This is a genomic window from Maribacter sp. X9, assembly GCF_048537565.1.
GTDB lineage: Bacteria > Bacteroidota > Bacteroidia > Flavobacteriales > Flavobacteriaceae > Maribacter.
On sequence record NZ_CP183215.1, the window covers coordinates 908615 to 921428 of the forward strand.

The window sequence follows — 12814 nt, forward strand, 5'->3', positions numbered from 1 at the left end:
GTCGGTTAATTTTTAGGTTAAGGTGTGTTTACCGGCACAACCACTTCCAGGTATTCTGGTTCCCCTTCGCTATTATCGCCCGTATAAAATTTAAACGTGTAGGGATCCGTGTAAATTACTTTAAAATCAAACGTTTTTGTTTCTTCGACAACAGCTTGGGTGCAGGCTTCGAAATCTACTCTTACAGAACCTACGGCCACTACATTCCTAACCGTAGTGTCTTCTTTTACAACATTGAAACCTTCATAAAAAGTGCATTCATTGGGCTTTAGGTAAGCTACTTTTATCACATAGGTTTCGTTTAATTCAAAAGCATCCGGCACTTCTGCAGATACAATCTCTAAAGCGGTAAAATGAAAATTTGGTTCATCATCTTCAATGGAACAACTACTTAAAATTAAAGCTGATAACGCCAGTAACAGCATACTCTTTTTCCTCATCATGGTAATATTTTTGTTATCAAGATGAAGATTATGGAAAATGGTTGCGTGGGCCTCTTGCTAAAAACTAAGCTTAAATGGTTTTAAATACTATTTGTTCAACGCATTTATGGCTTCTCTTATTTTTGCATCCAACTCTTCAAAAAGTTCAGGATTGTCTAAAAGTAAACTTTTAACTGCGTCACGACCCTGGCCAAGTTTGGTGTCGCCATAACTGAACCAAGAGCCACTTTTCTTTATGATCTCGTATTCCACACCAAGATCGATGATTTCTCCCACCTTAGAAATACCTTCCCCATACATAATATCAAACTCTGTCGTACGGAAGGGTGGCGCTACTTTGTTCTTTACCACTTTTACACGGGTTTTATTCCCTTGAACGTTACCATCGGTATCCTTGATCTGTGTAGATCTTCTAATATCTAGACGAACCGAAGCATAGAATTTAAGGGCATTACCACCAGTAGTCGTTTCAGGATTGCCGAACATTACCCCGATTTTTTCACGTAACTGGTTTATGAAGATTACGGTACAGTGCGTTTTGCTGATAGAGCCTGTAAGCTTACGCAAAGCCTGGGACATTAAACGAGCATGAAGCCCCATTTTAGAATCGCCCATTTCTCCTTCAATTTCACTCTTCGGGGTCAAAGCGGCGACGGAGTCAATAACTACGATGTCGATTGCACCAGAACGAATTAAATTATCGGCGATTTCTAATCCTTGTTCTCCGTTATCGGGTTGTGAAATGATTAAATTGTCTATATCAACCCCCAGTTTTTGGGCGTAAAAACGATCAAAAGCGTGCTCCGCATCAATAAATGCTGCGATACCACCATTTTTTTGGGCTTCGGCAATCGCATGTAAAGTCAAGGTAGTTTTACCAGAGGATTCTGGTCCGTAAATTTCAATAACCCTACCCCTTGGGTATCCGCCAACCCCTAAAGCGATATCCAGTCCTAATGAGCCGGAAGGAATGACCTCTACATCTGCAACAACACTGTCCCCCATTTTCATTACAGCACCCTTTCCGTAGGTTTTATCCATCTTGTCGAGGGTCAACTTTAATGCTTTTAATTTTGCTTCTTTTTCGGAACTCATTTTTTGATTTTTAGGAAAGCTAAATTACCATTTCTTTTTTGAATTGTATAATATTGATAAGGATTACGCAACCATTTTAAGTAAATCCTATCTTATAAAAAATGTAATTTGGGTAAATGGTTATAATCCGTTGTTTTTAGTGGCAACGGATATTGGTGACTATCTCCTTTTTTTGGGTTCTGAAAGAATGCTATGAAGAAGAAAAAAATGGAATAGTCGACAAAGAGTCTTGAGTAATCAAGGCTCTTTTTAATTAAAAAGTTAGGCTATTCGGAATTTTTCAAACGACTTAATTTAGCATAAATCCTTACTTTTGCATCTCAAAATATTTCTTTAACTTAAAACTATTGGTATAGCATGCAACTGTACAATACATTAAGTGCTAAGGAAAGAGCAACGCTTATAGAAGAAGCAGGAAAGGAACGCCTTACCATCTCTTTCTACAAATATGCACACATTGCCAACACGGGTATATTTAGAAATCACATGTTCGTTCATTGGAATGAAATGGACGTTCTCGGGCGCATTTATATCGCCCATGAGGGCATAAATGCCCAATTATCCGTTCCGGCAGAAAACTTCGAAGTTTTTAAAAATCATTTAGACAGTATTTCTTTCTTGGAAAATGTACGATTGAACGTTGCGATTGAGCAAGACAATCTTTCCTTTTTAAAATTGAAAGTAAAAGTGCGCCACAAGATTGTTGCCGACGGGTTGAACGATGCTAGTTTTGATGTCACCGACAAAGGCATTCATGTAGATGCCGAAAAATTCAACGAACTTATTGAAGATCCAGATACGGTTTTGGTCGATATGCGTAACCATTATGAAAGTGAAATAGGACATTTCAAAAACGCAGTTACGCCAGATGTCGATACCTTTCGCGATTCGTTGGATATTATAGAGCGTGACCTGGCCGACCATAAAAAGGATAAAAAGCTGGTCATGTATTGTACCGGTGGTATACGGTGCGAAAAAGCAAGTGCTTATTATAAGCATAAGGGTTTTGAACAGGTTTATCAATTAGAGGGCGGAATCATAGAGTATACCCGACAGGTCGAACAACGTAAATTGGAGAACAAGTTTATGGGCAAGAACTTCGTTTTCGACCATAGAAGGGGAGAGCGTATTAGTGATGACATCATCGCCAATTGTCACCAATGTGGCGAACCCTGTGATGAGCATGTTAACTGTGCCAATGAGGCTTGTCATTTATTGTTTATTCAATGTGCGGCTTGTGCAGAAAAGATGAACCATTGCTGTTCAGAAGCCTGTAAGAAAATTCATGAACTGCCGTATGAAGAACAAAAAGCATTGCGTAAAGGAAAAGTGGTGAGCAACAAGATATTCAAGAAAGGCCGGTCTGAGGTACTGAAATTTAAAAAGTAATTTTTGCAAAAGTTCATTTCAGGACTGTGAAAGGCACCTTCATTGGTGTTTTTGACCTTTCGTTGCCAACCCATATAATTTACTGATAACTATGAACCGACAACTGCTTTATATCGCATTAAAAAAATAGTATCTTTACCTATAAGTTTTTTATGAACCTTTTTTGGTGAATCTATTAAGATTCGGCCAAATCAATATATATAATATGGGTTGTAGTAGTTGTTCTACCGGTAAGGATGGACAACCAAAGGGATGCAAGAATAACGGTACTTGCGGTACAGATGGTTGCAATAAATTAACAGTTTTTGATTGGCTTTCCAACATGTCGCTCCCCAATGGGGAACGGCCATTCGATTTTGTTGAAGTACGATTTAAAAACAGTAGGAAAGAATTTTTCCAGAACACAGAAAATCTTTCACTTTCCATTGGCGATATTGTCGCCACACAAGCCCAAGCCGGGCACGATATAGGCATGGTCACTTTGACAGGAGAACTAGTGCGGGTACAGATGAAGCGTAAAAAGGAGGATTTTAATGCTCCTGATGCGCCCAAGGTGTATAGAAAAGCGAGTCAAAAAGATATTGATATCTGGCAGAAATGCAGGGATAGGGAAGAGGAAATCAAAAAGCGTGCACGCGAAATAGCCATTATCCTAAAACTTCAAATGAAAATCTCGGATGTTGAGTTTCAAGGTGATGGTTCTAAAGCAACGTTTTATTATACCGCCGATGAGCGTGTCGATTTTCGACAATTGATTAAGGATATGGCCAAAGCATTCGGTATTCGAATCGAAATGCGTCAAATTGGGTACCGACAAGAAGCACAGCGTTTGGGAGGTATAGGATCATGTGGAAGGGAATTGTGTTGCTCAACGTGGTTGACCGACTTTAGGTCGGTAAGCACTTCTGCGGCACGTTATCAACAATTGTCCTTGAATCCTCAAAAATTGGCGGGACAATGCGGCAAGTTGAAATGCTGTCTAAATTACGAGTTGGATGTGTATTTAGATGCGCTTAAAGACTTTCCCGCTCAGGATACGAAATTATTTACGGACAAAGGAATGGCCTTTTGCCAGAAAACTGACATTTTCAAGGAAACGCTATGGTTTTCATATAAAGATAATCCTGGCAATTGGCATGTCCTGTCCAAAGATCAGGTGAATGAGATTCTTGAGAAAAATAAAAAGAAAGAGAAAGTCGCTAGTTTAGAAATGTACGCCATTGAAATTGAGGCGGAAGAAAAAGTGGTTTTTGAAAATGTGGTGGGTCAGGATAGCCTTACCCGTTTCGATAAACCTAAAGGTAGTGGCAATAGAAACAAGAACAAAGGCAAGAATCGAAACCGCAACAAGAACAGGAATAGAAAAAGAAATCAAAAGAATGCGTAGTCTTTTTTGTTCATTAATGATAGCCCTGTCGTTGGTTTCATGTGATACCAATGTAATTATGTCTGAATACCGAACCTTGGGTAAAGGGGTTTGGAATAAAGATGAAGTACTTGAATTCACCTTTAATGAAATGGATACTGTACAGAAATATGATGTTTTTATCAATGTACGTAACGATAACACTTTCCCCTATAGCAATCTTTTTATTATCGCTGCGTTAACCTCTCCAGAAGGGGAAGTAGTTAAAGACACCTTAGAATACACCATGGCCATGCCAGACGGCACTTGGCTTGGAAAAGGAAGTGGAAGTATCAAAGAAAATAAATTGTGGTATAAGGAAAACATCGTTTTCCCTTCCCCTGGCGTATATACAATAGAAGTTTCCCATGCCATGCGCAAAAATGGAACTGTTTCCGGTATCGTGGGCTTAGAGGGTATTACAGATGTGGGTATAGAAATAACAAAAAGCAACCCGTAAACTATGGCAAGAGCGGTAAAAAAGAAAACAACCAACAATTTTTCTAAATTCATTAAATGGTTCTGGATTTTATTTGTGACAGGAATTGCCATGGTGGCCTTGATTTTCCTATCGGCTTCTTGGGGTCTTTTCGGGGAGTTACCTCCTTATGAATACCTTGAAAACCCTCAGACCAATCTAGCTTCTCAAATTATATCTTCCGATGGTAATCTTTTAGGAAAATTCTACTTGGACGATAACCGTACCGATGTCAAATTCGATGATTTACCCGATAACTTGGTAAACGCTTTAATAGCTACTGAGGATGCCAGGTTTCGTGACCATTCCGGTATCGATGCAAGGGGTACTTTTAGAGCATTTGTATTTTTGGGCACGAAAGGGGGGGCAAGTACCATTTCGCAACAGTTGGCAAGACAATTGTTCGTAGGAGTGCGTTCTCGTAGTAAGTTCGATGCCATAAAACAGAAAATCAAGGAGTGGGTTTTGGCCACACGCTTAGAACGTAGTTATACGAAGGAAGAGATCATCAGTATGTATTTTAATATCTATGACTTTGGAAACAATGCAGACGGCATCCGTTCTGCGGCCCGTATCTATTTTGGTAAAGAACCCAAAGATTTAAAGATTGAGGAGTCTGCCATGTTGGTAGGCATGTTTAAAAATTCATCGCTCTTTAACCCCCTGCGTAGAGAAGAAATGGTAAAGAACCGTAGGGATGTGGTTTTAGCGCAAATGGCCAAATATGATTACATTACCGAAGAAGAAAAAGATTCGCTTCAAGCGCTTCGAATGGATATCAATTATAATCCGGAAAACCATAGAGAAGGATTGGCTACCTATTTTAGGATGTACTTGCAACGGTTTATGAAAGGTTGGATTGACAAACATCCAAAACCGGCAATCGAAGGGGAACGTGATCGGTACAATTTATACTTGGACGGACTCAAAATCTACACCACTATTGATTCTAAAATGCAGGCGAATGCAGAGGAATCTGTATATCAGCATATGGCTAATCTTCAGGAAGAGTTTTTTCATCAAAATACTCCGGACAGAAATCCGACGACGCCGTTTTTAGACCTCACCCCAGAGGAAACCCAGGGTATTATGGAACGGGCCATGAAAACTTCAGACCGTTGGCGTTTGATGAAAGAGGAAGGAAAATCTGAAAAGGAAATTCGAGAATCCTTTGACAAAAAGACCGAGATGACCGTTTTCGATTGGAAGAGCGATATCAGGGAAAAAGATACCATTATGACCCCTAGAGATTCCATTCGCTATTATAAAACGTTTCTAAGAGCGGCCATGATGTCCATGGAACCACAAACCGGGCATGTAAAAGCTTGGGTTGGTGGCATTAATTATAAACATTTTCAATATGACAATGTAATTCAAGGTTCTAGGCAGGTAGGCTCTACTTTTAAACCTTTTGTATACGCAGCGGCAATTGATCAATTACGGCTATCGCCTTGTGAAACATTACCTGATACCCAATACTGTATTGAAGCAGGCAAACATGGCAATCCTGAACCATGGTGCCCTAGAAATTCAGATTTTAAATATTCTGGTAAGGAGTTGACCCTTAAGAATGCATTGGCCAATTCAGTGAATACGGTAACCGCCCAGTTAATTGATAAAGTGGGACCAAAATCAGTGGTGGCAATAGCCAAGAATTTAGGAATGTCAGGAGATATTCCCGAGGTGCCCTCGATTGCTTTGGGTACCTTAGATGCTAATGTTTACGATATGGTGGGTGCATACGGTGCTTTTGCCAATCAAGGTGTATATGTAAAACCGGTCATGGTGACCCGTATTGAAAATAAGGATGGTACGGTTTTATATGAATATGTTCCAGAAACAAAGGATGTTTTGAGTAAGGAGGTTTCCTATGCCATGGTAGATTTAATGAAAGGGGTAACAGAAAGTGGTTCCGGTGCTAGATTACGACATACCTATGGTAAGAACAATTCGGTTTACAAAGAAGTGATTACAGGATATCCCTATGAATTCACTAATCCAATAGCCGGTAAAACGGGTACGACACAAAATAATAGCGACGGTTGGTTCATGGGCATGGTTCCGAATTTAGTTACCGGAGTCTGGGTAGGTGGTGATGAAAGAGCAATACATTTTAACAGTACAGCTTATGGTCAAGGTGCCTCTATGGCACTGCCAATTTGGGGGTTGTATATGAAGAAGAACTATGCCAATGAAGAATTGGGTATATCTCAAGACGATTTTCAAAGGCCCGAAGATATGTCCATAGAATTGGATTGTAGCAAGTTTGCAGCCGAAATGAAGCTGGATAATGATTTGGAGGACGATTTAGAAGATCTTGATTTTTAAAAGTTTACTTATTTTGAAGAATTCAAAAAAGACCCTTGTTAATGCGAGGGTCTTTTTTATTTATCCCATATAATTCCTTTATTTTAGTAATATCATAATTGAACAGTAAAAATGATTCGTAAAACGGTAGCAAGCGTAACAGAAGCAGTAAGGGGTGTAAAAGACGGCATGACGCTGATGTTGGGGGGCTTTGGTCTCTGTGGAATTCCGGAGAATGCCATTTCAGAGTTGGTTAACATCGGGGTAAAGGATATCACGTGTATTTCCAATAATGCAGGAATAGATGATTTCGGTCTGGGCCTACTCCTTCAAAAAAAACAAATCAAAAAAATGGTCTCCTCCTATGTAGGGGAGAACGCTGAATTTGAGCGTCAAATGTTAAGTGGTGAACTGGAAGTGGAACTAACCCCACAAGGTACTTTGGCTGAAAAGTGTAGGGCGGCACAAGCAGGTATCCCAGCTTTCTTTACTCCGGCAGGATATGGAACAGAGGTCGCCGAAGGAAAAGAAGTTCGTGAATTTGATGGCAAAATGTATATTCTCGAAGCTGCCTTCAAGGCTGATTTTGCGTTTGTAAAGGCTTGGAAAGGGGATAGGGCCGGTAATTTGATTTTCAAAGGAACGGCAAGAAATTTTAATCCCTGTATGTGTGGTGCAGCCAAAATAACGGTTGCTGAGGTGGAAGAATTGGTTCCTGAAGGGGAATTAGATCCTAATCAAATCCATATTCCGGGCATCTTTGTACAGCGAATATTTCAGGGGTCAGCTTACGAAAAGAGAATAGAGCAACGAACCGTACGTCAAAAGAAATAAAAGCTATGTTAGATAAAAACGGAATCGCAAGGCGCATCGCGAAAGAAGTAAAGGATGGGTATTATGTAAACTTGGGAATTGGCATTCCAACATTGGTTGCCAATTTTGTGAGGGATGATATTAGCGTTGAGTTTCAAAGTGAAAACGGAATTTTGGGCATGGGTCCTTTTCCTTTTGATGGGGAAGAAGATGCCGATTTAATAAATGCGGGTAAACAGACGATTACGGCTTTGCCAGGTGCCTCTTTTTTCGATTCGGCCACTAGTTTTGCAATGATCAGGGGGAGGCATGTTGACCTGACCATTCTAGGCGCTATGGAGGTGGCCGATAATGGGGATATCGCAAATTGGAAAATCCCCGGTAAAATGGTAAAAGGAATGGGGGGTGCCATGGACCTCGTCGCCTCTGCAGAAAATATCATCGTCGCCATGATGCATACGAATAGGGATGGGGAGTCTAAATTGTTGCAAAAGTGCTCACTGCCCTTGACCGGGGTGGGTTGTGTTACGACTATTGTGACCAATTTGGCCGTACTGGAAGTTACGAAAGATGGATTTTTGTTAAAAGAAAGAGCTCCTGGGGTTACTGTTGATGAGATTAAAAAAGCTACTGAAGGTAGACTGATTATAAAAGGGGAAGTTGCGGAAATGGGGATTGATTGACATGGTTGTATATCGATGAAATTCAAATAATATTTTTTTCACAACATTTTGAATATCCTACACAACAATAATTTTCTAAAATGAACAAGATGAATGTATCTTTAGGAAGAACAAAAAACCCAATTAACCTTTTAATACTTAACCTAGATGGACTCCCAATTTAACCACATCGCATCAGAAGAAAAAGTTCAAGTGTACCGCAATGATTTTTTCAGCGGATTTTTACGACTTACTAAAAAGTTATTTATGCTTTAAATCACTTTTTAACGCATTACCAAAGAGCGACTTTCCTAAGTCGCTCTTTTTTTTTGCTTTAATTGTTTTACAACGTTCTCTATTCTTAATTCTTTTTTATAGCTCGGTTGATTTTAACCTGTTACTTCTTTGTAGTCCATAAGTAGCATGTTTACTTCAGATTTTTTAATCAGGTAGAAGGTTTAGATAAATTTAACGTGGTTCACCACAGCCACGGTGATTTTCACCACATAATATTTTTTGTAAGAAAAAGGCCACATATATTTGAACTATTATTGGTTGTGAATCCCAAATCACTCCCTAAACTTAACCTACTTTACTATGAAAGCCTTTTTAAATCTCTTTTTGTTATTGAGCCTTATTTCCTCCTGTTCAAAGATTGAAGAAAATAATGATCCTATAATCGGTATTTGGCAAAATACGGTGAAGACGGCGACCAATACAAAAAAGATGGTTGTGGATAATGAAGAGTGGATTTTCAATGATGTCTATTTAGGGCGTTTTCATGGGTACAAAGATGGTAAGGTCGTCTTTCTGACCGATTTTAAATGGACCGTAGAGAATGGCACTTATATTGTAAGTTATCCCGGTACTGATTTCCCTGATGATTTGGTTGAAATGAAGAAAACAGAAGAGGCAACCATTCTTGTCCGAATGGAAGGAAAGATATTTGCAGAAAAACAAGATTAATAGTGCTTTTAAAATATAGTAGTCCCACCAACAATTGACCTACTTCGCTTAGGCATTTCAAAACTAATAAGATGGTTATGCTGACCCAAGTCCTAAATTGAAAAAATTTCCCCCGGTAAGGAGCAAAGTAATTTGCTCCTTTTTTTATTTTCAATTTTAAAGTAGCAGTTATTGAATGAATGAAGGGCACTTCAAAAATTAGGTAGTTTGTGCTATTTATTTTTCGAAGCATATTCACATGGTTCAAAATATCCCTATTTTTAAGGCTTGTGAGAATATTTTTATCCAATCTTAAATTATTGAATGTCTATGATCAAGCACATTTTCTACTATTTTGTTTTATTAGTAAATATACTTCCTGTTTTCGGACAAGAATCGAATGTTTCGACCTTAAAAATTAAGGATATCATGAAAGGGGACGATTTTATCGGCCATAGACCATCCGGTGTTTTTTGGGCAACGGACCAGTCCGCTATTTATTTTGATTGGAATCCTGATATGGCTTTTAGCGACTCACTTTATCGCTATCAGTTGAAAAGCGAAAAAATTGAGAAAGTTGATTTTTTGACGGCGGAGGAACTTCCCGCTACACGAAGGATAAAACATCCAACCCTGAACAAAAGTGTTTATGCGAAAAAGGGCGATATTTTTTTGCTGGATGAGAATACCAATATTCCGTTGGCCATAACCCAAACACAGGAAAGGGAATCTAATCCACATTTTACAGGTGTAGGTACGAAAGTCGCTTTTGAAAAGGATGATAATCTATTCACTTGGAACATGGAAACCGGAGTACTTGAACAAATTACCGATTTTGTCAAAAAAATCGAGGAGGAGCCTAAGCGAAGTCCTAAAGAGGAATGGTTGTATCAAGATCAGCTCGAACTATTCGGTGTACTTAGGGAACGTAAAGAAAAACGGGATTTAGGAGATAGCATCCGTAAAAAATGGGAGCGTAAACAACCTTTACCTATCGAAATCGGCGATAAACGCGTCGTACATCAAAACCTAGATCCTAAAGGCCGTTACGTTACTTATGTATTGATGGATACAAAAAAGAACAAGTCCACCATCGTTCCCCACTATGTTACCGAATCGGGTTATACAGAAGATCAGACCACTAGAACGAAAGTGGGCGATGAGCTTCCTACCTACCAACTGTTTGTGTATGATATAAAAAATCGAAAAACTACCGAAGTTACATTGGAAGGGTTAGAGGGACTAACCGATATACCCGAGTTTACAAAGGATTATCCCGATAAACCCTATGAAAACGAGCATCCTATCGGTGGTGTCAGTTCACCTACCTGGCATCCGGATGGTTCCAAGGCTATACTTGATATTCAGGCAAGTAATTATAAAGATCGTTGGATCGTTTTGTTGGATGCAGAAACCGCTACCGTTACCCAATTGGACCGTCAACATGATGAGGCTTGGGTAGCTGGACCGGGAATTACCGGCTGGTTCGATGGGGGTGATCTGGGTTGGATGCCAGACGGTAAGCACATCTGGTTTCAGTCCGAAAAATCAGGCTATTCCCATTTGTACCTTACCGATATGAAAGGCGCAAATACATCGGCCTTGACCGAAGGCGCGTTTGAAATCTATGACCCTTTTATCGCCAAGGATAAAAAACGTTGGTATTTTACCGCGAATAAGAACCATCCGGGTGACCGGCAGTTCTATACCATGCCCTTAAAAGGTGGTAGACTTCGGCAATTAACGAATAGGGTGGGCAATAATGAAGTAACCCTCTCTCCAGACGAAACCAAAATGGCGATGCTGTATTCCTATTCCAACACCCCTACGGAATTGTATTTGCAGGATAATCCGGTTTACAATGAAAACTCGAAAGCTATTCAAATTACTAAATCCAATACCGAGGAATTTGAAGACTATCAATGGAAAGATCCAGAAATCATCACCTTTTCAGCCGAAGATGGTGCTGAGGTTCATGCGAGATTGTACACTCCAGCCTCCAATGTAAAGAATAAGGCGGCGGTAATTTTCGTCCACGGTGCCGGGTATTTACAGAATGCACATAAATGGTGGAGTTCCTATTACAGGGAATATATGTTTCACAACCTCTTAGTGGACAACGGGTACACGGTCTTGGACATTGATTACCGCGGAAGTGCCGGTTATGGTCGCGATTGGAGAACGGGTATCTATCGCCATATGGGGGGTAAGGACCTTTCCGATCAGGTGGACGGTGCCAAATACTTGGTAGAGAACTATGGTGTGGATGCTGATAAAATAGGGATTTACGGGGGCTCCTATGGCGGATTCATTACACTTATGGGTATGTTCAATGCTCCAGAAAGCTTTAGTGCCGGGGCAGCCATACGTTCCGTTGGGGATTGGGCCGCCTATAACCATCCGTATACCGCCCATATTTTGAATACGCCCGTAACCGATAGTTTGGCCTATAGGCGTAGTTCGCCCATCTATTTTGCCGAAGGCTTAGAGGGCAAACTATTGATTTTACACGGTATGGTCGATGACAATGTGCACTTTCAGGATATGGTACGGCTTTCTCAACGGTTGATTGAACTGGGTAAGGAAGATTGGGAAATGGCCGTATATCCCGTAGAACGCCATGGCTTTGTAGAACCCAGTAGTTGGACGGATGAGTACAGGCGTATTTTCAAACTGTTTCAGGAAACCCTAGTAGGTAAATAAAACTAAGATAAAAGTCAATCGTATATATCCTATAAAAATGGAAGTCAAGTTCGTGCAATGTCATATGGGTCATTTGGACCAATTGGTCGACATTTCAAGGAAGACCTTTGTCGATGCCTTCGAAAAGGACAATGATCCTACCGATTTTAAGGTGTATATCGAGAAGGCATTTGCTAGCGAAACGGTAGCCAAAGAAATGTCAAATCCCGAAACCTTTTTTTATTTTATAACGATTCAGGATGCGATAGCAGCTTATGTGAAATTGAATGTAGGCAATGCCCAAAGCGATCTCCAATTGGAGGACAGCATGGAACTGGAGCGTATCTATGTTTTATGTGAATATCAAGGGTCAGGTCTAGGGGAACAAATAGTGACAAAGGTCAAAAAACTGGCGTTGAACAAACACAAAACCCTGCTTTGGCTTGGCGTCTGGGAGCACAATAAACGGGGCATTCAATTTTATCAGCGTCAAGGTTTCCAAAAATTTGGAACCCATCCCTATTTTATCGGTTCCGATGAGCAAACCGATTGGTTGATGCGTTTTGATTTAACTACCTTGTACCCTAAATAATCC

General features: G+C 40.0%; 11 protein-coding genes. 9 read left to right on the forward strand and 2 right to left on the reverse strand.

Annotated elements, in window-relative coordinates; genetic code table 11:
• Nucleotides 1–17: 17 nt before the first annotated feature.
• Both ACNR9Q_RS03840 and recA read right to left on the reverse strand, forming a co-directional pair.
• A complete protein-coding gene (locus tag ACNR9Q_RS03840; RefSeq protein ID WP_419213286.1) occupies nt 18–443 on the reverse strand; it encodes a hypothetical protein in 426 nt (141 codons plus the stop codon).
• 87 nt (nt 444–530) lie between these two features.
• Nucleotides 531–1538: a recombinase RecA gene (gene recA, locus ACNR9Q_RS03845; RefSeq protein WP_419213287.1), complete on the reverse strand. Its 1008-nt coding sequence runs from the start codon at nt 1536–1538 to the stop codon at nt 531–533.
• 357 nt (nt 1539–1895) lie between these two features.
• On the opposite strand from recA, the gene ACNR9Q_RS03850 reads away from it, so the two are divergent.
• The 9 genes from ACNR9Q_RS03850 (at nt 1896) to ACNR9Q_RS03890 (ending at nt 12811) form a co-directional block, all read left to right on the forward strand.
• Nucleotides 1896–2927, forward strand: coding sequence for a rhodanese-related sulfurtransferase (locus tag ACNR9Q_RS03850; RefSeq protein WP_419213288.1), 1032 nt, complete (start codon nt 1896–1898; stop codon nt 2925–2927).
• 205 nt (nt 2928–3132) lie between these two features.
• On the forward strand, nt 3133–4314 hold the full coding sequence (locus tag ACNR9Q_RS03855; protein WP_419213289.1) for a PSP1 domain-containing protein: 1182 nt from the start codon (nt 3133–3135) through the stop codon (nt 4312–4314).
• Nucleotides 4307–4792, forward strand: coding sequence for a gliding motility lipoprotein GldH (locus ACNR9Q_RS03860; RefSeq protein ID WP_419213290.1), 486 nt, complete (start codon nt 4307–4309; stop codon nt 4790–4792). Before ACNR9Q_RS03855 ends, ACNR9Q_RS03860 begins: the two co-directional genes overlap by 8 nt.
• Before the next feature lie 3 nt (nt 4793–4795).
• Nucleotides 4796–7138: a penicillin-binding protein 1A gene (locus tag ACNR9Q_RS03865; RefSeq protein WP_419213291.1), complete on the forward strand. Its 2343-nt coding sequence runs from the start codon at nt 4796–4798 to the stop codon at nt 7136–7138.
• Nucleotides 7139–7249: 111 nt separating this feature from the next.
• Nucleotides 7250–7951: a CoA transferase subunit A gene (locus ACNR9Q_RS03870; RefSeq protein ID WP_419213292.1), complete on the forward strand. Its 702-nt coding sequence runs from the start codon at nt 7250–7252 to the stop codon at nt 7949–7951.
• Nucleotides 7952–7956: 5 nt separating this feature from the next.
• The gene (locus ACNR9Q_RS03875; RefSeq protein ID WP_419213293.1) at nt 7957–8613 is read left to right on the forward strand and encodes a CoA transferase subunit B; all 657 of its coding nucleotides are present in this window, start codon (nt 7957–7959) and stop codon (nt 8611–8613) included.
• A 576-nt stretch (nt 8614–9189) separates the two neighbouring features.
• Nucleotides 9190–9558, forward strand: a complete 369-nt coding sequence (locus ACNR9Q_RS03880; protein ID WP_419213294.1) for a hypothetical protein — start codon at nt 9190–9192, stop codon at nt 9556–9558.
• Between the two features lie 309 nt (nt 9559–9867).
• Nucleotides 9868–12240 carry a prolyl oligopeptidase family serine peptidase gene (locus ACNR9Q_RS03885; RefSeq protein ID WP_419213295.1) on the forward strand — a complete coding sequence of 791 codons (2373 nt, stop codon included), beginning with the start codon at nt 9868–9870 and terminating at the stop codon, nt 12238–12240.
• Nucleotides 12241–12277: 37 nt separating this feature from the next.
• Entirely contained in the window at nt 12278–12811 is a 534-nt protein-coding gene (locus ACNR9Q_RS03890; protein ID WP_419213296.1) for a GNAT family N-acetyltransferase, read from the forward strand.
• Nucleotides 12812–12814: the final 3 nt, after the last annotated feature.